The sequence below is a fragment of the Streptomyces sp. NPDC087859 genome (assembly GCF_044742595.1).
Lineage (GTDB): Bacteria > Actinomycetota > Actinomycetes > Streptomycetales > Streptomycetaceae > Streptomyces > Streptomyces canus_F.
In genome coordinates this window covers 354,985-376,600 of sequence record NZ_JBIUUU010000011.1, presented here as the reverse complement: position 1 = coordinate 376,600, position 21,616 = coordinate 354,985, and the positions used below count along the sequence as shown (strand labels likewise).

The following is a 21,616-nucleotide window of genomic DNA, read 5'->3' as shown; positions in this document are numbered from 1 at the left end:
TGTTGCAAGGAGTCCTGAGATGAACACGCCCCTGTCACGCCGCACCGCCCTCCAGGCGGCAGGTGCCACCGTGCTCGCGGCCGGCCTCACCCACCTGACGGCCACGGCGGCCCACGCGGACGGCGACACGGTGGAACCGCACCTGGTGACGTACCCCGTGCCGACCGGCGCCCCCGTCAACACCGGCAGCTACACCGTCAAGGTCCGTGTCCCCGGCGGAAGTTGGGAGACCCTCGGCGTCTACCGGCCCACCCTCGCCGAGATCAACGCCGCCACGGGCAGCAAGAAGCAGTTCAACTCCTCCCTCGCCTACTTCGACTTCTGCGGTGAGGTCGAGGTCGAGGTGACCTTCATCAAGGGCGGGGTGCAGAAGGTGCGGGTGCGGCCCGACTCGTACGGCATCACGCCCGAAGTCCTCGCCGACACCCTCCGGTTCACCCTCGACAGACCGCGCAACATCGTCGTCCAGATCAACGACGACCTCTTCGACTCCCTGCACCTGTTCGCCCGCCCGATCGAGAAGCGCAAGCCGAAGGCGGACGACCCCGACGTCCTCTACTACGGCCCCGGCGTCCACACCACCGCCGACGGATACCTCAACGTCCCCTCGGGCAAGACCGTCCACCTCGACGGCGGCGCCCTGCTCAAGGCGACCGTCGTCTTCAGGGACGTGCGGGACGCCCGGATCACCGGCCGCGGTGTGCTCGCCGGCACGAAGGCGGGCGGCATCCTCGTCGAAGGCTCGACGGACATCCGTATGGACGCCGTCACCGTCCTCAACCCCAACGGCTACGCGGTCCAGATCGGCGAGTCCACCGACGTCTCCATCAAGGGCCTGTGCGCCTTCAGTTCCAAGGGCTGGGGCGACGGCATCGACGTCTTCTCCAGCACCGACATCACCATCGACGGCGTCTTCATGCGCAACTCCGACGACTGCATCGCCCTCTACACCCACCGCTGGGAGTACTACGGCGACACCAGGAACATCACCGTCAAGAACTCCACCCTCTGGGCCGACGTCGCCCACCCCATCAACGTCGGCACACACGGCAACACCGAGAACCCCGAGACGCTCGAGAACCTCGTCTTCCAGAACCTCGACATCTGCGACCAGCGCGAACCCCAGATGAACTACCAGGGGTGCATCGCCCTCAACGTCGGCGACTCCAACCTCCTGAAGAACGTCCGCGTCGAGGACGTCCGCATCGAGGACATCCGCTGGGGCCAGGTCATCTATCTCAAGGTCATGTACAACACGAAGTACAACACCTCGGTCGGCCGCGGCATCCAGGACGTCTACGTCAAGAACCTCACCTACACGGGCACGAAAGCCAACCCGTCGCTGCTCCTCGGCTACGACGCCGACCACGCCATCGACAACGTCACGTTCGAGAACCTCGTGATCAACGGCCAGGTCATCGCCGACTCGATGAAGAAGCCGACCTGGTACTACACCACCGACACGATCCAGTGGTACGCCAACGAGCACGTCACGAACCTGAAGTTCCTCACCACCGCCGAGGCCGAGGCGGCCGCGTCGTCGTGACCACTTTCCGTACTCCCCGCACTGCCGGCACTCCGGCGACGAGCCGCCGGGGCTTCCTCGGCGGCACCGCGGCCCTGCTGCTGGCGGCGGGCACGAGCGGACTGCTCGTGCCCGGCACGGCGAGAGCGGCGGACTCCGGCGCCGGTACGACTGGCGACGGCCGACAGTTCACCCACCCCGGGCTACTGCATACAGCCGACGACATCGCACGTATGAAGGTCGCGGTGGCCGTCAAGGAGTCACCGGTCCATGACGGCTACCTCGCCTTCGCGGCCCACGCCCGCTCGAAGTCCACGTACACCGTCCAGAACACGGGCCAGATCACCAGCTGGGGCAGAGGCCCCACCAACTTCCAGAACCAGGCCGTCGCCGACTCGGCCGCCGCCTACCAGAACGCCCTGATGTGGGCCGTCACCGGCACCCGCGCCCACGCCGACAAGGCCCGGGACATCCTCAACGCCTGGTCGGCATCGCTCACCATGGTCACCGGAGCCGACGGTCCGCTGGGCGCGGGTCTGCAGGTCTTCAAGTTCGCCAACGCGGCCGAACTGCTGCGGTATTCGGACTACGACGGCTGGAGCGACGCCGACATCGCGCGCTGCGAGCAGTCCTTCCTGGACGTCTGGTATCCGGCGATCTCCGGCTACATGCTCTACGCCAACGGCAACTGGGACCTGACGGCCCTTCAGTCCGTGCTGGCCATCGGCGTGTTCTGCGAGCAGCGCACCCTCTTCGAGGACGCGCTGCGGTTCGCCGCGGCCGGCGTCGGCAACGGCAGCGTCCTGGGCCGGGTGGTCACGGACGGCGGTCAGGGCCAGGAGTCCGGCCGCGACCAGGCCCACGAACAGCTGGCTGTCGGCCTGATGGGCGACGCCGCGCAGGTCGCCTGGAACCAGGGTGTCGATCTGTGGGCCTTCGACGACCACCGCATCCTCGCCAACGCCGAGTACGCCGCCCGCTACAACCTCGGCGGCGACGTCCCCTTCACCCCCGACCTCGACCGCACCGGCAAATACCTCAAGACGACCGTCTCCGACAAGGTCCGTGGCACCCTGCCGCCGATCTACGAGATGTACTACGCCCACTACGCCGGCGTCCGCGGCCTCGACACCCCGTACACCGAGGCGGCCGTCTTCCGCGGCACCGGCGGCGCCCGCGTCGTCGAGGGCGGCAACGACGACCTGCCCGGCTGGGGGACGTTCGCGTACGCGGGTACGAAGGCGCCGGCCGAGACAGTGCCGACGGCACCGGCCGGCGTCACCGCGGTCGGCGACGGTACGTCGGTCACCGTGGCCTGGCTGCCGTCCGTGGGGGCGTCGACGTACGCCGTGCGCCGGGCGACGGCACCCGAGGGACCGTACGCAGAGATCGCGTCGGCGGTCGACGGCACATCGCATACAGACGACGGCGTGCGGTCCGGGCGGACCTACTACTACACCGTCACCGCCGCCAACCCCCTCGGCAGCAGCGGCGCGTCCAGCCCCACCGCCGCCACCGCAGGCCTCCCCGAGCCCTGGTCCACCCGGGACGTCGGCGACGTGAAGATCCCCGGCTCCGCCGCCTTCGACGGCGAACGTTTCGTCCTGGAGGCGAGCGGCACCGCCGACACCCACCGCCTCGTCCACCTCCCGCTGCGCGGCGACGGCACCGTCACCGCCCGCATCGTGTGGCCGCTCAGCTCGCAGTACTCCAAGATCGGCGTCACCGTCCGGGCGGGCCTCGACGCGGACGCCGCCCATGCCTCGATGCTGATCCAGGGGCTGCCGCTGCACACCTGGAGCGGCGTGTGGACCGTGCGGCCCAAGGCCGGGGCCGACATCTCCGCCACCGGCAGCACCCCGGTGCCGCCCTCCCAGCAGGACGCGATCACCGTCAACGCGTCCTTCCCGATCTCCAGCCTCGGCACCCTGCCGGAATCGGCGACCCCGCTGGAGGCCCCGTACGTCGAGGGCGCCGGCGACGGCTACCGGCTGCGGGCCCCGTACTGGGTGCGGGTGACCCGCAAGGGCCGTTGGTGCGTCGGGGCGATCTCGCCGGACGGCATACGGTGGACGGAAGTCGGCCGTACCGAGGTCGACGGTCTCCGGAACATTGCATACGCCGGTCTCGTCCTCACCTCCTGTCTCGGTGTCGACGAGGACTACGCCGAGACCGGCACCGGCGCCTTCGACCATGTCAGCGTGGTCTCCGCCACGGCCGGTGAGGTCTGGTCCGTGCCCCGCCCCAGGCGCACCGCCCTCGACCTGCGGGCGACCTCCGCCGCCGACGCGGTCGAACTGGCCTGGACCGACCCGGACCTCTCCGCCCGGTACAAGGTCCTTCGCGCCACCACCGCGGACGGCCCCTACGAGACGATCGCGACCCGCGTCGGCCCCGTCGGCTTCGGCACCCGCATCCGGTACGCGGACGCCACCGGCACCCCCGGCACGGCGTACCACTACGTCGTGGCGAAGACGAACAGCGCCGGCCCCGGCCCCCTCTCGGAACCCGCCGTCGCGCGGATGCCCACGCCCACCGTGCCGCAACTCATCTCCTCGTCTGCCGTGTTCGCGAATCGCGGCGACACCTTCCGGCACCTGCTGCGCGGCTCCCACGAGCCCGTGAGGTTCACCGCCGACGGGCTCCCCGACGGCCTGCGCCTCAACAAGCGCACCGGTCTGATCTGCGGAACCCCCGCCAGAACAGGCGAGTTCACGGTCACGACGACCGCGGGCAACGCGTCCGGTGACGCCACCGGCACGCTCGCCCTCACGGTCGGCACACCCCCGCCCGCCCCCTGGACGTACGGAGACCTCGGCGACCCGGTCCTGGACGACCGAGCCTTCGGCACCCTCGGCGTCGTGGCGGTCGCGACACCCGGCAGCACCTCGTACGCCGACGGCACCTTCACCGTCCGTGGCGCGGGCACCGATCTGACCGTCAACAACCAGGGAATGACGGGGCAGTTCGCACGTCGCCCGGTCACCGGAGACTGTCAGGTCACCGCCCGTCTGGTCTCCCGCGACGGCACCACCGCCGACCGGGTCGGCCTGCTGATGGCCAAGTCCCTGTCACCGTTCGACCAGGCGGCCGGACTCGTCGTCACCGGCGGCACCACCGCACAGCTCATGCTGCGCAGGACCGTCGCCGGAGCCTCCGCCTTCTCCGGCACCGCCACCGTCCCACTTCCCCTGCTGCTACGGCTGAAGCGCACCGGGACCTCCTTCACCGCAGCGGTCTCCACCGACGACGGCACTACCTGGACCGACCTCGCCTCCGGCGAGATCCCCGGTTTCGGCGACGCCTCCTACCACGTCGGCCTCGTGGTCTGCTCCCGCAGTCCGCTGGTCCGCTGCACCACCCAGTTCGAAGAGGTGAGTGTCACCTCTCTCTAGATCCCCCCACGGATTGGAGACGCACATGAGCCGCACATCCCCCCACCGGCGCGTCCAGGAAAGCGAGTTGAGCCGTCGCGGTCTGCTCAGGACCGCCGGCGGACTCGGCGCCGCGCTCGGCCTCGGGGGCGGCGCCTTCGCCGCCACCAGCGCGGACGCCGCCCCGTCCACCTGGACCCACCCGGGCATGCTGCACAACGCCGGCGACATCAACCGCGCCAAGGTCAGGGTCGCCGCGGGCGACGACCCCTGGCTGTCCGGCTGGAACAAGCTGGTCGCCAACTCCCATTCCCAGTCCACCTGGACCAACCGGGCCACCGCCACCGTCATCCGCGGCGGCACCGGCGAGAACTACGGCCTCCTCTACAACGACATCGCCGCCGCCTATCAGAACGCCTTGCGCTGGAAAGTCGGTGGCTCCGAGGCCAACGCGGTCTGCGCCGCGAAGATCCTCAACGCGTGGTCCACCACGCTCACCTCGATCGGCGGCAACGCCGACCGGTTCCTGGCGGCCGGTCTCTACGGCTGGCAGTTCGCCAACGCCTGCGAACTCATGCGGGACTACGGCGGGTTCGACCTCGCCGCCGCCCAGGAGATGATGGCGCGCGTCTTCTACCCGATGAACAACAGCTTCCTGACCAACCACAACGACGCCTGCATCACCAACTACTGGGCCAACTGGGACCTGTGCAACACGGCCTCGATCCTGGCCATCGGCATCCTCAACCAGGACAGCGCCAAGTACGACCAGGCCGTCACCTACTTCAAGTCCGGTGCCGGCAACGGCTCCCTCGCGCACGCGGTGCCGTACCTGTACACCGACTCCGACGGCTATGCGCTGGGCCAGTGGCAGGAGTCCGGCCGCGACCAGGGGCACACCGTCATGGGCATGGGCCAGATGGGCGCCATCTGCGAGATGGCCTGGAACCAGGGCGACGACCTCTACTCGTACGACGGGCGCCGCTTCATGAAGGGCGCCCAGTACGTCGCGAAGTACAACCTCGGCAACGACGTCCCCTTCACCACCTACACCTGGGGCACCGGCCAGAACTGCTCCCCATCCTCCCAGACAGCGATCTCCGCCGCCTCCCGCGGCCAGATCCGCCCCGTCTGGGCGATGCTCCACTTCCACTACAACCGGCGCCTGAGCCTCGACGACAAGTACATCTCGGCCTTCTACTACGCCAACGCCCCCGAGGGCGGCGGCGGAGACTACGGCTCCACCAGCGGCGGCTTCGACCAGCTCGGCTTCGGCACGCTGATGTACGCGAAGTAGCACGCGCCACCGTCCGTACGCACCACACGGCACACCGTGTACGGACGGTAGCGGACTGTATGCGATGTACCCCGAACAGCCTCCAGACGCCCTCGTGCGCCGGAATAGCGCGCCGTGATGTGGTGCTCTGTTGATACCGGTGCACGAGTGCGGCGAGGAGGCTGGTGGGCGAATGACGGCAGCAGTCCAGAAGGACCCCGTGGTGAGCACGCCGTACGGAGCCGTACGCGGCCGTCATGAGAACGGGATCGCGGTGTTCCGGGGCATCCCCTACGCGGCACCCCCCTTCGGCCCCCGAAGGTTCCGGCCGCCCCTCCCGCCCGAGCCGTGGGAGGGCGCGCGGGACGCGGGGGCCTTCGGGCCCACAGCCCCCAAACCGCCGTACTCCGAAGCCTTCGCGCAGTACCTGTCCGACCCGGTCGTGCCCGGCGACGACTGTCTCAACCTCAACGTATGGACACCGGAGCCGGGCCGCGGGGCCCGGCTCCCCGTCCTGGTCTGGCTGCACGGCGGCGCCCTGACCAGGGGATCTTCCGCCGTGCCGGTGTATGACGGGTATGGCTTCGCCCGTGACGGCGTCGTCTTCGTCTCCGTCAACTACCGGCTGGGAGTCGAGGGCTACGGCCTGTTCCCGGACGCGCCCGCCAACCCGGGCCTGCGCGACCAGCTCGCCGCACTGGAGTGGGTGCACCGGTCGATCGAGGCCTTCGGCGGCGACCCCGCCCGCATCACCCTCGCGGGCCAGTCCGCGGGCGCCATCAGCACCGGCGCCCTGCTCGCCGCACCGCAGGCACAGGGCCTGGTGCGGCGCGCGATCCTGCAGAGCGGGCCGCCCGAGGCCGCCGACCGCGACAAAGTACGGCGGATGGTGCGCCGGATGGCCGCCCGGCTGAAGATCCCCGCCACCGCGGCCGCCTTCGCCGAGGTCGACCGCGAACTGCTGCTGCGCACCCAGGGCGAGGTCGGCCGGCTCAGCAGCCCGGTGCTCGGCGGTCCCGCCTTCGGCATCGTCGTCGACGGCGACCTCGTCCCGCGCGACCCCCTGGAGGCACTGATCGAGGGCGACGCGGCCCGTGACGTCGACCTGATGGTCGGCTGGACCCGCGACGAGTACCGGCTCTGGCTGGTCCCCGGCGGCCTCCTGGAGCGCGTCGACCGCCTCGGCGCCGTCGCCCTGGCCGGCGCCATGGCCCGCTGCCACGCCGGCCACGAGGTGCCGCGCGGCTACCGCGTCCTGCACCCCGACGCCGGCACCGCCGAGATCGTCGGCCAGATGGTCACCGACCACCTGCTGCGCCTCCCCCTGCACCGCCTGGCCGAGGCCCGGCCCGACGCCACGTACGTCTACGAGTTCGCCTGGCCCTCCAACCTCCCCGGCCTCGGCTCCTGCCACGCCCTGGAACTGGGCTTCGTCTTCGACACGGGCGACAGCCCCGAGTCGGCCAAGCTCGCCGGGCAGGGGGCACCGCACGAGCTGGCCGAGGCGATGCACGGGGCGTGGGTGCGGTTCGTGGTGGACGGGGATCCGGGGTGGGAGGCGTGGGACGAGACGCACCCGGTGCGGATCTTCGGCGATGTCGGCGCCGACGGCGAGGGTCGGCCGGACTACGCGATCGACGGCCGCCCGGCGCCGACTGCCGACGGTCGCCCGGATTTCGCATACAGTCCGCCGTACACGGCACACGGCCCCCGCGACACCGGTTTCGCCCTCTGGACCGCCGACGTCACGCCTCCGGAATCCACACCCGCATCGGCCCCTCCTGACGGTTCGCCCACGCGTAGTACGGAACTGCGGTCAGTGGTACGGCGTCTCCGCCTCCCCGGCGTAGTCCGTCGGCAGTGACGACACCGATCCCGCCCAGCAGCTCGGGGTCGTGCCGGACCGTGAGAGGGGAGCCGTAGGGCAGGGTCAGGTCCTCGAAGGGAATGCCGGGACGCTGGTCCACGCCCTCCAGGCAGTGGACCAGGGGGCCGCGTTCGATGGCCACACAGCCGCGTATGGCGTCCACGTACGGGTCGGGGCGGGTGAGCCGGGCGTCCAGTGCGAGGTCGAGGGTGAAGGTGTCGCCGGGCGACCAGTGACGACGCACCCGCAGCCAGCCGGGGAGGGTCTCGGCGGGCGGTTCGCCGTCGGGGGCCGTCGCCGTGAAGTCCGTGCACCAGGACGGGAGCCGCAGCGACAGCGTCCAGTCGGCGTCCGGCGCCTCCTCGACGGTCACCGCGATCCGTCCGTCCCAGGGATAGCCGGTCTCCACCCGGACCCGGCCGCCGCCGGCCTCGTACACGCCCGTCGCGTACTGATGGAGCCGGAGACCCTCGGCGTCGCCGCTCGCCATGTAGTGGGGGAGTGAGGCGAGCAGCCGCATCACGTTCGGCGGGCAGCAGGCGCAGCGGAACCAGGGAGTGCGGCGGGCCGCCTTGTCCGGTTCGTATGCGCCCTCGTAGCCCTCGCGCACCTGGAGCGGGTTGACGTACAGCCAGCTGTCGCCGCCGAGGCCGACACCGGCCAGGAAGCCGTTGTAGAGGGTGCGTTCGACGAGGTCGGAGTACTTCGCGTCACCGGTCAGCAGCGCCATGCGCCACGACCACTGGATCGACGCGATGGCCGCGCAGGTCTCCGCGTAGGCCCGGTCCGGCGGCAGTTCGTACGGCTCTCCGAAGGACTCGCCCTCGTGACGGGCGCCGACACCGCCCGTCAGGTAGGTCTTCGTCGCCACCATCACGTCCCACAGTCGCTCGGCGACCGCATACAGTTCACGATCGCCCGTCTCCGCGGCGAGGTCCGCCACACCCGCGAGCAGATACAGCTGCCGTACGGCGTGACCGGAGACCGTCGTGGCCTCGCGCACCGGTATGTGGTCCTGCCAATAGGTTCGGCCCAGATGGGGGTTGATGTCGGCGTCGAGGAGCCCGTGTCCGCGCCGGTCCACGAAGTGACCGGCCAGCTCCAGCCAGCGTCGCTCCCCGGTCTCCCGGTACAGCTCCACCAGCGCGGTCTCGATCTCGGGGTGGCCGCACACGCTGTCGATTTGCCCGCCCGGGCCGAGGACCGAGTCGATGTGTGCGGCGAACCTCTCGGCGATGTCGAGGAGTTCACGGCGTCCCGTCGCACGGTGATGAGCCACCGCGGCCTGGAGCAGATGGCCCGCGCAGTACAACTCGTGGCCCCAGCCAAGTTCTTGCCAGCGTCGGTTCGGGCGGGCGACCTGGTAGTACGTCTGCAGATAGCCGTCGGTGTCCTGCGCGGCGGCCAGGAGAGCCGTCAACTCGTCCACGTGAGCGGCCAGTTCGGGATCACCGGGGCGGTCCGCGAGCTGCCAGGACGCCGCCTCCAGCCACTTGTGCACGTCCGAGTCCTGGAACGGGAAGTCGCCGGTGAAGGCGCCCTTGCCGTCGGCGGCGGCGCGGAGGTTGCCGAGGTTTCCGGCCGCCTCCAGCCGGGCGGGGCCCTGCGGAATGCTGACGTCGGCGTTGGTGGTGCGGCGGCCGGCCCAGAATCCGTCGGTGATGCGGGCGGCTGTCGCGGGACGGAGGGCGGTGTGCGCGCCCGGGGTGAGACGGATGGGGCCGGTGCTCATGCGCGAGGCTCCAGGATAGAGAGCGTTGCCAAGATCGTGAGCATAGGAAGCAACCGGTTCCGCGACAAGAGGCCCACGACGCCCGTGGCCGCGCCGCCTATTTCTCGAGCGGCGCCACCGAGTCCCGTACCACCACATGCGTGCCCAGCAGCAGATGCTCGTCCGGGGTGTTCGGTTCGCGCCCCAGCGCGGTCCGCACGGCGAGCCTGCCCAGCTCCTCGTAGGGAACATGCACGGTCGTCAGCGCCGGATGCAGATCCCGGGCGAACGGGATGTCGTCGTACCCGGCCAGCGACACATCGCCCGGCACACTGAGGCCCGCCTCGTGCAGCGCCGTGAGCGCGCCCGCCGCGACCATGTCGGTGGCGGCGACCACGGCCGTGAAGTCCAGCTTCCGCTCCAGCGCCTCGCGCATCAGCCGGTGGCCCGAGTCGCGGGTGAAGTCGCCGTGCAGCACCAGCTCCTCGGCGGGCTCGACACCGCGCGCCCGGTGGGCGGCGAGATAGCCGCGCTCGCGACCCTGCGCCGTGCTGTGGTCGGACTTGCCGCCGAGGAACAGCACCCGCTGGTGGCCCTGGGCGAGGACGTGCGCGACCAGGGCGTAGGCGCCGCCCTCGTTGTCGTACTCGATGACCGTGACCGGTGCCCCGGGCCCCAGCGGCGGGCGCCCGCACAGCACGAGGCGGGAGCCGGCCGAGGCGAGCGAGTCGGCCATGCGGCGGGTGCGTTCGCGGTACTCGGCGGTGTCGGCGCCGCCACCGACCAGGATCACGGCGGCCGCCCGCTGCGCCCGCATCATCTCCACGAACTCCAGCTCGTGCCGCGCGTCGCCCTCCGTGCTGCACACCAGGCACAGATGGCCCAGCCGCGTCGCCTCACGCTCCACGCCGTGCGCCATCAGCGCGAACGAGGGGCCGGTGATGTCCTCGAGCACGAACGCCAGGGTGGGCGTGCCGACGCCCGCGATCGCCTTGGCGCGCGCGTCGGCGACGTAGTCCATCTCGCGGACCGCCCGCATCACGCGGGTGCGGGTCGCCGCGCTCACCGGATAGACCCCGCCCAGCACCCGCGACACGGTCGACGCGGACACCCCCGCGCGCGCCGCCACGTCCCTGATGGTGCTGCGGCTCGCGTCCTCGCTCTTTCTGGTCATCCCTGCCTCGTCCCTCTCCCCGGGCTTGTCGGCCCACCCCTCGGGAACTGCGGCAACATGGATGGAAACCGGTTCCCGACCCGGAGGCTAGCAGCGGGGGAGGGCCGGGACGAGGGGGATGCGGCAGGAACCGCGGCGGCCCGTCGTTCAGCCGGTCGCGGCGCCGAACCAGCGGGGCAGCCGGTCGAGCAGCTCCTCCTGGTCCTCACCGACCCACGCCACATGGCCGTCCGGCCGCAACAGCACGGCGGGCACGTCCAGTTCCTCGCTGCCGTCGACGACGTGGTCGACCCGGTCCGCCCAGCCCGCGAGCGAGAGCCGGCCGCCGGTCTGGTCCAGCAGCAGCCCACGGCCGCCGTGCATCAGCTCGTAGAGGCGCCCCTGCTTCAGCTTCACGTCGCGCAGCCGCCGGCCGAGCAGCTCGTGGCCCTCGCCGACGTCGTAGCGGATGTCGAGCGCGGTGACCTTCTCGATCAGGTGCCGGGTGACGCCCTCGAAGTCCATCAGCTCCGCCATCAGCCGCCGCATCGCCTGGGCGGTCGGGTCGGTGGAGATCAGCAGGGTCTGCACACGGGTGTTGTCCAGTACGGCGGCGGCCACCGGGCGCCGTTCGCTCTCGTAACTGTCCAGCAGTCCCTCGGGAGCCCGCCCCGTGACCTCGGCGGCCAGCTTCCAGCCGAGGTTGAACGCGTCCTGGATACCGAGGTTGAGCCCCTGTCCGCCGAGCGGCGGGTGGACGTGCGCCGCGTCGCCGGCCAGCAGCACCCGGCCGACCCGGTAGCGCTCGGCCAGCCGGGTGGCGTCGCCGAACCGGGAGAGCCAACGCGGCGAGTGCACCCCGAAGTCGGTGCCCGAACAGGCCCGCAACTGCCGTTTGAACTCCTCCAGGGTCGGCGCGACCGAGCGGTCCTCGGCCACCCCCTCGGCGGGCACGACGACGCGGTACCGCCCCTCCCCGACGGGTCCGAGGCCGAACCGCTTCTCGGTCTGCCGGATCTCCGTCACGACGGCGGCGATCGTCTCCTGGGTCTCGGTGACCTCCATCTCGCCCAACAGCGTCTCGGCCTGGGAGGGTTGACCGGGAAATCCGATCCCGAGCAGTTTGCGCACCGTGCTGCGCCCGCCGTCGCAGCCGACGAGATAGCGCGAGCGCAGCCGTGAGCCGTCGGCGAGTTCGACGCTCACCCCGTCCTCGTCCTGGCTCACCCCCACCACCTCGCACCCGCGCCGGATCTCGGCGCCGAGCTCGATGGCGTGCTCGGACAGCAGACGATCGGTGACGGGCTGCGGGATGCCGAGGATGTAGCCGTGCGCGGTGTCCAGCTCGGGCACCGGCTTGTCGATGGCGGCGAAGTAGCCGCCGCCGACGGGGTATTGCCGGCCGTTGGCGAGGAACCGCTCCAGCAGACCGCGCTGGTCCATCACTTCGATGCTGCGTACGTGGAGGCCGAGCGAGCGGACGTACGCGGCGGGCTCGGCGTCCTTCTCCAGTACGAGCACCCGCACGCCGTGCAGTCGCAGCTCGCCGGCCAGCATCGAGCCGGTCGGTCCGCCACCGGCGATGATCACGTCGATCATGAGGCTCCCATAAGCGCATGTATTTCGCGAATCGCTGATTTCAGCCGCTTCTGGCTTCGACCGGAGATTCTGCGGTACGAAGGGGGTCTTGCCGCAAGGCCCCCGGTGCGCTATAGGTTGATAGTGGCAAGGAGTAGCTGACTCCTTGCCTTTCCTCTTGTCGCCCGGAGCCGCCCTACGCCTCCGCCAGCGTCCCCGCGATCGACGTGATCGCCCGCGGCCCCACCCGGCAGCACCCGCCGATCAGCCGGGCCCCGGACTCGCGCCAGGCGCGCACCTGGCCGGGGGCGAAGGAGGAGCGGCCGTTCCAGGCGCGGGCCTCGGCGTCCCAGGCCTCGCCGCTGTTGGGATAGACGACGACCGGCTTGCCGGTGACGCGCGCGGCGATCTCGACGGCGGCGTCCACGTCCTCGGGCGCGCAGCAGTTCACGCCGACCGCGATCACCTCGTCCGCGTCGGCGGCCAGGGCGAAGGCCTCCTCCAGCGGCTGGCCGGCGCGTGTGTGCCGACCGTCGATCGAATACGAAAGCCAGGCGGGTGTATGCAGTCCGCGGACCGCCCGCACCAATGCCTCCGCCTCGTCCGCGTCCGGCACCGTCTCCAGAGCCAGTACGTCGGGTCCGGCGGCGGCGAGCACCTCCATACGGGGCCGGTGGAAACGTTCGAGCTCGTCGACGCTCAGGCCGTAGCGCCCCCGGTACTCGGAGCCGTCCGCCAGCATCGCCCCGTACGGGCCGACCGACGCCGCCACCCACAAGGGTCGCGTGACGCCCTTCGCCTCGGCCTGCGCTGCCGCCTCGCGGGCCAGCTCGACGCTCGTCGTGAGCAGTTCGGCCGCCCGCTCGTGCGAGATGCCGCGCTTGGCGAAGCCCTCGAAGGTGGCCTGGTAGCTGGAGGTGATCGCCACGTCCGCGCCCGCCTCGAAGTAGGCGAGGTGCGCCTCGGTGATCGCCTCGGGCCGCTCGGCGAGCAGCCGCGCCGACCACAGCTCGTCGCTGAGGTCGTGCCCGGCGGACTCGAGCTGGTTGGACATGCCGCCGTCGAGCACGACGGTCCCGGCGGCGAGGGCCTCGGCGAGGGAGGAGTTGCTGGTCATGCCGTCGACGGTACTCCGGGGACCGGTCTCGGGCCGTGCTTGTCCACCCCGCGAACAGGCTCGCAACGGCGGAACGTGATCGTGTCGCCTCCGCCCGGTCCGGCCTCGGCGGATGCCCGCTGAGACCGATGTCGTGTCGCCGGGCCCGGCGACGTCCTCGTCCTCTTCTGGAGGCACGGCTGCCGGAGCCGGGGTTCGGGGAGCGCCGGGCGGGCGCCGGGGTCGCTCCGGGGGTGCGAGAGGCCTCAGCCGTTCGCCGCGTGCCGGCCGCCCTCTCGTCGGTTCCCGCGCCGGAGCCTGGTCGCCGGGACCGCGAGTCCGCCCAGCAGCCCGAGTCCCAGCGCGTACGGCCACCAGCCGAGGCGGTCGTCCTCCGCGGCGCCCACGGTGCGGGTCGCCACGGCGGCGGAAGACGAAGTCGCGGGAGGGGAAGGGGACTTGCTCGCGGCGGTGGCGGTGAGCACGACGTCGTTGCCGTCGCCGCCCCGGTAGCTGATCCGGTAGGTGGTGTCGGCGAGCTTGACCTTCGTCCCCTCTTTCAGCCCGGCGAACGTGCCCCCTGTCTTCGAGCCGCCCGTATGGTTCAGCACGGTGATGACACGCGCGGGGTCGGTCCCGGCGGCCGCGAGATCCAGGGCCCCGGCCAGGCGCACCGCGCCGGTCACCTTCAACGGCTTGTCGCGCAGGACGAGTTCACCCTTCGCGCTCTGCGTGTAGTTCCCGGAGACCGTGAGCCCGCCGGCGACGACACCGTCGTTGGTCACCGAGCCCTTCACCGTGCCCTTGCCGCTGAGCGTGGTCGCCACCCGCAGCCCCGTCGTGCCCGCGTCCAGCCGGGAGCCGGCGGAGGTCAGCCGGATCGCCTTGCTCCGCCGCAGCGTGGCCCCCTGCCGCAGCGCCAGCGTGCCCTTCTTCACCGTGGTCGTCCCCGTGTACGCCACCCCGCTCCCCGTCAGGGTCGTCGTCGCGGCGCCCGACTGGGTGACCGACCCGCTGCCGGTGATCCGGGACAGGGTGAGGGCCTTGCCGACGTTGTTCAGCACGAGCGAGCCGTTGTTCACGACCTTGTACAGACTGCCTGCGGTATACAGTCCACCGTCGCCGCCCGACCGACCGCTGCCCAGCCGCAGCACCGCACCCTTCTCGACGGTCGTGGAGCCGTCGTAGTACTGCACGGCGGCGAAAGTGACGTCGTTCCCGCGGGTCCCGGCGATGACGATGTCGCCGGCGCCGGGTGCGGCCAGGGTGTCGTGGAACCTGCCGCCGCCGATGGGGGCGCCCAGCGTCACCGGCCCGTTGTAGTCGAACGTGAGCAGCGAGCGGGAGCGCGCAGCCAGCAGGTTGATGTAGACCGTCTCCGCCGTCCCCGGCATGAAGATGCCGTGCGTCGTGCCGTCGCCCCACTGGACGTTCGCGCCCTTGATGTTGGTGCCGCGCTTGTTGACGTTCTTGCGGGCGGGCGTCCAGTTCAGGGACGGGTCGCTGAGGGAGGGGTCGGTGTCGCCGCCCTGGTCCGACCAGCTGTACTGGCCGGTCAGGACGACCTTGCTGCCGGGCCGGGACTGGACGTTGATGTCGCTGCCGTACTCGCGCTGGTAGAAGTCCATGCCCTCGGTGACGGTCTGCCCCAGCGGGGTGTCCACCGTCCAGGTGCCCTGGTTGAGGACCTTGCGGACGTGCGGCAGCGAGGTCGCGAACTCCGGTCGCCCGGCGTTGACCTGCGTGCCGTTGTCGATCACTCCGGAGAAGGGGTGGGTGCCCGACAGGTCCCACGTGCCCCAGAGGAAGCGCGGCTGGGTGATCAGCCCGGAGCCGCTGATGGTGCCCAGGTTGTAGGCGGCGTCCTTGAGGGACAGTCGCAGGGTGCCGTCGACGCGGATGTTGTCCTGGTTGAGCGCGAACTGCGGGGTGCCGTAAGGGAAATGGCCGATGAGGCCGGTCGAGCCGCTGTTGCCGTACTGAAGGGTCGCCCCGCGTGCGACCGTGATCGCCGGCGGGTCGGGGGCGGTCGTGGTGACGTAGGGATGGCTGCCGCCCTGCACCGACACCTTCTGCCGCTGCCGGGACTTCGGCAGCGTGAAGTCGCTGTTCCTGGTCAGGATCAGCGTTCCGGTGCCGCGCACGGTGAGTGTGCCCTCGCCGCGGAGGACGCCGTCGTACGTCGTCGTGCCGGAGGGGACGGTGACGACCGTGTCGCCGGCGAGCGTCACGTTCCGGCCCGCGAGCACGTCGGCGGTGATGTCGCGGGTGCCGGCCGCCCGCGCCGGGGGAGCGGCGATCAGGAAGGCGACCGTCGCGAGGGCGCCGGCTGCGGCTGCTGTCTTGTGGGTATGGCTGCGCACGCTTATGGAGACGGGCCGGACCGGCCGTCGATAACAGAAAAGTTCCCGCGAAGAGCCCGCCCGGTAGAAAGCGCCTTCTTTAGTCGCGTCCGACCCGTTGACCTCCTCGTTCCCCAGCCTTACCTTTCGGCTGTTCGCAATAACAACAGATGTTCTCAATATCGAACATCACTCTCAGGACACCCCCATCCGAGAGGCAATCCGTATGAGCCGCACCCCCGACGTCCCCGACAGGCGACTGCTGCTGAAAGGCGCCCTGGCCGCGGGCGCCCTGGCCGTGACCCCCACCGTCGCCGCAGCCGCTCCGAGCCCGAAGAAGACACCCCCGTTCGTGAACCCGCTCGTCCGCAACCGCGCCGACCCCCACATCCACCGGCACTCCGACGGCCACTACTACTTCACCGCCACCGCTCCCGAGTACGACCGGATCATCCTGCGCCGCTCCCGCACCCTGAACGGGCTGGCGACCGCACCCGAGTCGGTCATCTGGACCAAGCACGCGACCGGTCCCATGGGCGCCCACATCTGGGCGCCGGAGATCCATCGCATCGGCGGCAAGTGGTACATCTACTTCGCCTCCGCACCCGCCGAGAGCGTCTGGGACATCCGTATCTGGGTCCTGGAGAACGCCAGTCCCAACCCGTTCAAGGGGACGTGGGTCGAGCGCGGCCAGCTGAAGACGGCCTGGGAGACCTTCTCCCTCGACGCCACCACCTTCACCCACCGCGGCAGCCGCTACCTCGCCTGGGCCCAGCACGAGCCCGACATGGGCAACAACACCGCGCTGTGGCTGTCGAGGATGGCGAACCCCTGGACCCTGACGGGCCCTCAGGTACGCCTGTCCACACCCGAGTACGACTGGGAGTGCATCGGCTACAAGGTCAACGAGGGCCCCTCGGTCATCGCCCGCAACGGCCGCCTGTTCATGTCCTACTCGGCCAGCGCCACGGACTTCAACTACTGCATGGGCCTGCTGACCGTCGACGCGGACGCCGACCTCATGGACCCCGCCAACTGGTCCAAGTCGCCCACCCCGGTCTTCACCAGCAACGACACCACGAAGCAGTACGGCCCCGGCCACAACAGCTTCACCGTCGCCGAGGACGGCCGCAGCGACGTCCTCGTCTACCACGCCCGCCAGTACAAGGAGATCGTCGGCGACCCGCTGAACGACCCCAACCGGCACACCCGTGTCCAGAAGCTGGGCTGGAACGCGGACGGCACACCGGACTTCGGCATACCGGTGGCGGACACCGCCATCGACTCGGTGAAGGAGAGTGCGTGAGATGAGACGTGCGTACGCGGTACTGCTCGCCCTCTGTCTGGCCCTGGCAGGCGCCCTGGTCACCGCGGGACCGGCCCAGGCCGCCGCCCTGACGATCCCCAACGGCGTCCAGTTCACGGACAGTTCCGGAAGCGCCCTGCACGCCCACGGCGGCGGGGTCATCAAGGTGGGGTCGTACTACTACTGGTTCGGAGAGAACCGCAACGCCGACAACACCTTCCGGTACGTGTCCGCCTACCGCTCCACCGACCTGAAGAACTGGGAGTTCAGGAACAACGTCCTGACCCAGTCCTCCGCCGCCGAGCTGGGCACCGCCTACATCGAGCGGCCCAAGGTCATGTACAACGCGTCCACCGGCAAGTTCGTGATGTGGATGCACAAGGAGAACGGCACCGACTACAGCGAGGCCCGCGCCGCCGTCGCCGTCTCCGACACCGTCGACGGGAACTACACCTACCAGGGCAGCTTCCGTCCGCTGGGCACCCACATGTCCCGTGACATCACGACGTTCGTCGACACGGACGGCACCGGCTACATGGTGTCCGCCGCCAACGAGAACTACGACCTGCACATCTACAAGCTCAACTCCGCCTACACCGCCATCGACAGCCTGGTCGCCAACCCCTGGGCGGGCGGCCACCGCGAGGCCCCGGCCCTCTTCAAGCGGGGCGGCGTCTACTTCATGCTGACGTCGGGCGCGACCGGCTGGAGCGCCAACCAGCAGCAGTACGCCACCGCGACCTCGCTTGCCGGACCGTGGACGTCGATGGCCAACGTCGGCGACTCCACGACGTACAACTCGCAGACCGCGTACGTCCTTCCCGTGCAGGGCACTTCGGGCACCTCGTACCTCTACATGGGCGACCGCTGGGGCAACTCCTTCGGCGGCACCGTCAACGACTCCCGTTATGTGTGGCTGCCGTTGACCTTCCCGAGTTCCACCACGATGTCGATGTCCTGGTACCCCGAGGTCACCGTCGACGCGGCCGCCGGGACGATCTCCGGGAGAAGCGCGACGTACAACACCCTGATCGCCCGCAACAGTTCCAAGTGCGTCGACGTACCGAACCAGTCCCTGTGGCAGGGCATCGCCCTCGCCCAGTACACCTGCAACGGCGGCGGCAACCAGAAGTTCTGGTTCAAGGACCTCGGCACCGGCTACTACCAGCTCGTCGGCCGCGGCAGCTCCCTGTGCCTCCAGGAGAACGCGTCCACCGTCACCCAGGAGAACTGCGGCAGCGGGACCACCCAGCAGTGGTCGGTGGTCACTTCGGGCTCGTACGTCAACATCAAGGCCCGCGCCTCCGGCGAATGCCTGGACGTCAACGGCGCGTCCACCGCCAACTCCGCCGCGATCATCACCTACACGTGCAACGGAGCGACCAACCAGCAGTGGACGCGCGGGACCTGACGTCAGGCCAGCAGATCGATCGCGTCGATCGACGTACCGGCACTGAGGAAGGACGTCGACCCCGAACCGCTCGCCACGTAGATCTTCAGTGTGTTGTAGGCGCTGGTGTCCGTCAGCCAGGCGGACGCCGGCACGCTGTAGGTGAACGTGTGGTTGTTGCCCCGGTAGGAGCCCACGGTCAGAGACCGGGTGCTCGGCTGGGTGGGCGGCGAGGGGACGGCGGACGTCCAGGAGTCGTTGACGACGACCTGCGGACGGCCGTTGGCGTACGCCGTCGTCACACCGATGCGCAGGGTGTGCGCGGCGGCGGCCTGGGCGGCCGTCAGCTTGAAGTAGACGATGATCCCGCTGTTGACGTCCTTCCACAGATAGCAGGGGAACGCCGAGGTCTCGGTACCGCTGCCGATGACGACGTTCCCGGTCCAGGAGGCGGCGCGGACGTCGGACGGATGGGCGTACGTCATCAGGTCGGCGTTCTTGAAGCCGCCGGGCGTGCCGTTCCAGTCGTTGATGCGCCAGATCGTGCCCGCGTTGCTCGGGTCGTTCGAGGACGGGATCGCGAGGGAGTTGAGGGTGGTCGTGCCGCCCGCGCTGACGCTCACCGAGGTGGTGTGGACGGCGAGTTCGCCCTTGAAGACGGTCAGCGTGTACGTCCCCGGAAGGACACCCGCGATGGAGAAGTAGCCGTCCGACGCCCGCGCCGCACCCCAGTACTGGGCGGCGGAGTTGGCGAGCCCGACCGTGTAGGCGTACGCCGTGTTCCGGCCGGTGATGCCGACGCCGGCGACCTTGCCCCGGCCGCTCGCGGGGACGTAGCCGGAGATGCCGAGCGAGTCGGCCCACGAGGTGGTGAGGGTCCCCGGGTACAGCGCGGAGGAGGGGGCGCCGCCGTCCGTGAAGGCGATGACGTAGGGGCCCTGGAGGCCGAAGCGCTGGGCCTCCGTCTGGTTCTCGCCGTAGTACAGGATCTCGTACAGGCCGCCGCCGTCCGCGCTCTGGTGGCGCAGGAGGGAGCGGTAGAACGGGCCGCCGGAGGCCTTCTCGTGGTTGGAGCGCACGATGTACAGGCCGACGCTGCCGGTGGTCCAGCCGACGTAGTTGTAGTCGATGACCCGGGACTTCGTGTAGTGCTTCGAGCGGGTCTGGCCGTCGGACTTCGCGAAGACGTCCTGGGCCTCGATGGTGGTGGGCGCGTAGGTGTAGGAGTCGGACTCGTCGTTGAGGAACTTGCCCGCGTTCACGCGCAGGATGTAGCGGGTCGCGCTGACCGAGGTGTCGGCCTTGTTGGTCCACAGGTAGATGTTGTTCTCGCCGCTGCGGGCCGCGTAGTAGTGCTTCAGCGTGCCGTACGCGACCGAGATCAGGATCGTCGTACCGGACTGCTTGATGCTCACGGTGGAGGTGCCGAGGCCGGACTCGATGTGCGAGTTCTTGCCGCCGTAGCCCTGGTACTGGGTGCCCTTGTAGACCAGCGAGGTCAGGTCGCCGTTGGTCTTGCTGACCTTGAAGACCAGGTTCGCGCCGGTGTCGACGACGTAGTTGGAGCCGTCGTCGCTCCAGCCGAAGGTCGCGGCGGAGGCGGTCTGGGCGAGTGGGCCGGCCAGGGCGGCCGTGCCGGCGGTGGCAGCGGTGCCGAGGACGAAGGTGCGGCGGCGGACCGGTCTGTTCGCAGCGGATCCGGACATGGGGGGTGCCTCCTTCGAGGACATGTGGGGGTGGTGCGGGTGAGAGCGAGGGTGACAGTTGAATCGATTTCGCGAAAGGGCTTTCGCTTGCTGGAGGTTGGCAATCTTGTGAAATCGACCCGAGGTCTAGAAAGCGCTTGCCGATGGGGGTACGGTCCAGCCGCCAGGCCTTGTCGTGTGTCGTAGGAGCCTCGAATGAGACGTTTCAACCTTGCCCTGCTGGCGACGGTCGCACTGAGCACCGCACTGACCGCCGTCCCGGCCCATGCCGCAGCCGAGGGGCACCGGCCCCTCGGTATCGAGAACTGCACCGCCACCGGGTGTCACTTCGACGTCCCGGCGGGTACGTACGACGTGAAGGTCCTCCTGGGCGGCGACGCCGGGTCGAGCACGAGCGTCAGCGGTGAGACCCGGCGTTCCCTGCTCCCCGAGACCGCCGTCGCGGCCGGCGAGCGGACCGCCCGCAGCTTCACCGTGAACGTCCGCACCCCCGAGGGCGAACCCACCGGCGCCGAGGGCACCCCCGGCCTGGACCTCGTGCTCGGCGGCTCGGCCCCCGCGCTCGCCGACATCAAGGTCACCCCCGCCCGGCACGCCCGCCAGATCTTCCTCGTCGGCGACTCCACGGTCTGCGACCAGCCCGGCGACCCGTACTCCGGCTGGGGCCAGCAGTTGCCCCAGTACCTCCGCAAGGGCGTCTCCGTCGCCAACTACGCCGACTCCGGCGAGAGCACGGTGACCTACCTGTCCAATCCTCAACTGTTCGCCACCGTCCAGCCGTTGATCCGCCGCGGCGACCTCGTCCTGGTCCAGCTCGCCCACAACGACAAGACCACCGACGAGGTGACCTACCGGACGAACCTGGAGACACTGGTCGCCGGTATCCGGGAAAAGGGCGGTGAGCCTGTCCTCGTGACGCCTATCGTGCGACGCTGGTTCAACTCCGACGGCACCCTGAACAACAACACCGCACTCCTGGTCAACGGACTCGGCGTCGACCACCCCGCAGTCATCCGCTCGGTCGCCGCCGCGCAGGACGTCCCGCTGATCGACTTGACGGCGAGGACGAAGTCGCTCGTGGAGTCCTTGGGAGTCGAGGGTTCCAAGGCGATTTACCTCTACAACGAGAAGCGGGACAACACGCACACCTCCGTGCACGGGGCCACGGTGTACGCCGGCCTCGTCCGCGACGAACTCCTCGCCCAGCACCTGGTGCCGAAAGGCCTGGTGCGGGCGGGATGAGCCCCTGGGGCGCCTCGACCGGAACCGGGGCGCCCCAGGCCTGTACGCCG

The 21,616-nt window shown here is 70.1% G+C and carries 13 protein-coding genes; 7 read left to right on the top strand and 6 right to left on the bottom strand.

All coding sequences use genetic code 11. From position 1 onward, the window contains the following. Positions 1–19 precede the first annotated feature (19 nt). The 4 genes from ACIOHP_RS28210 to ACIOHP_RS28195 all read left to right on the top strand — a co-directional run bounded on the left by ACIOHP_RS28210 (position 20) and on the right by ACIOHP_RS28195 (position 8,039). Positions 20–1,546, top strand: coding sequence for a glycosyl hydrolase family 28 protein (locus tag ACIOHP_RS28210; RefSeq protein ID WP_401891843.1), 1,527 nt, complete (start codon positions 20–22; stop codon positions 1,544–1,546). Beyond that, on the top strand, positions 1,543–4,920 hold the full coding sequence (locus tag ACIOHP_RS28205; RefSeq protein WP_401891842.1) for an alginate lyase family protein: 3,378 nt from the start codon (positions 1,543–1,545) through the stop codon (positions 4,918–4,920). The genes ACIOHP_RS28210 and ACIOHP_RS28205 overlap by 4 nt, the downstream gene beginning before the upstream one ends. 25 nt (positions 4,921–4,945) lie before the next feature. Beyond that, entirely contained in the window at positions 4,946–6,196 is a 1,251-nt protein-coding gene (locus ACIOHP_RS28200) for an alginate lyase family protein (protein WP_401891840.1), read from the top strand. A gap of 172 nt (positions 6,197–6,368) precedes the next feature. After that, the gene (locus ACIOHP_RS28195; RefSeq protein WP_401891838.1) at positions 6,369–8,039 is read left to right on the top strand and encodes a carboxylesterase/lipase family protein; all 1,671 of its coding nucleotides are present in this window, start codon (positions 6,369–6,371) and stop codon (positions 8,037–8,039) included. On the opposite strand, the gene ACIOHP_RS28190 is transcribed toward ACIOHP_RS28195, so the two are convergent. The 5 genes from ACIOHP_RS28190 to ACIOHP_RS28170 all read right to left on the bottom strand — a co-directional run bounded on the left by ACIOHP_RS28190 (position 7,921) and on the right by ACIOHP_RS28170 (position 15,943). Further along, on the bottom strand, positions 7,921–9,774 hold the full coding sequence (locus ACIOHP_RS28190) for a glycoside hydrolase family 127 protein (protein WP_401891836.1): 1,854 nt from the start codon (positions 9,772–9,774) through the stop codon (positions 7,921–7,923). The two genes, ACIOHP_RS28195 and ACIOHP_RS28190, sit on opposite strands and share 119 nt — an antisense overlap. 97 nt (positions 9,775–9,871) lie before the next feature. Further along, complete coding sequence (locus ACIOHP_RS28185; RefSeq protein ID WP_401891834.1) at positions 9,872–10,927, bottom strand: LacI family DNA-binding transcriptional regulator; 1,056 nt, start codon at positions 10,925–10,927, stop codon at positions 9,872–9,874. A gap of 147 nt (positions 10,928–11,074) precedes the next feature. Further along, positions 11,075–12,505, bottom strand: a complete 1,431-nt coding sequence (gene rox / locus ACIOHP_RS28180) for a rifampin monooxygenase (RefSeq protein ID WP_401891832.1) — start codon at positions 12,503–12,505, stop codon at positions 11,075–11,077. Positions 12,506–12,680: 175 nt separating this feature from the next. Continuing rightward, entirely contained in the window at positions 12,681–13,601 is a 921-nt protein-coding gene (mmuM, locus tag ACIOHP_RS28175; protein WP_401891831.1) for a homocysteine S-methyltransferase, read from the bottom strand. 245 nt (positions 13,602–13,846) lie between these two features. After that, entirely contained in the window at positions 13,847–15,943 is a 2,097-nt protein-coding gene (locus tag ACIOHP_RS28170; RefSeq protein WP_401891830.1) for an autotransporter, read from the bottom strand. A 205-nt stretch (positions 15,944–16,148) separates the two neighbouring features. Here ACIOHP_RS28170 and ACIOHP_RS28165 point away from each other — a divergent pair, with 205 nt between their 5' ends. Both ACIOHP_RS28165 and ACIOHP_RS28160 read left to right on the top strand, forming a co-directional pair. Next, positions 16,149–17,228: a family 43 glycosylhydrolase gene (locus ACIOHP_RS28165; RefSeq protein ID WP_401891828.1), complete on the top strand. Its 1,080-nt coding sequence runs from the start codon at positions 16,149–16,151 to the stop codon at positions 17,226–17,228. 1 nt (position 17,229) lies between these two features. Further along, positions 17,230–18,639: an RICIN domain-containing protein gene (locus ACIOHP_RS28160; RefSeq protein WP_401891827.1), complete on the top strand. Its 1,410-nt coding sequence runs from the start codon at positions 17,230–17,232 to the stop codon at positions 18,637–18,639. 2 nt (positions 18,640–18,641) lie between these two features. Here ACIOHP_RS28160 and ACIOHP_RS28155 read toward each other — a convergent pair whose 3' ends face one another. Beyond that, positions 18,642–20,324, bottom strand: a complete 1,683-nt coding sequence (locus tag ACIOHP_RS28155) for a rhamnogalacturonan lyase B N-terminal domain-containing protein (RefSeq protein ID WP_401891826.1) — start codon at positions 20,322–20,324, stop codon at positions 18,642–18,644. A 195-nt stretch (positions 20,325–20,519) separates the two neighbouring features. On the opposite strand from ACIOHP_RS28155, the gene ACIOHP_RS28150 reads away from it, so the two are divergent. Continuing rightward, a complete protein-coding gene (locus ACIOHP_RS28150) occupies positions 20,520–21,566 on the top strand; it encodes a rhamnogalacturonan acetylesterase (protein ID WP_401891824.1) in 1,047 nt (348 codons plus the stop codon). Positions 21,567–21,616: the final 50 nt, after the last annotated feature.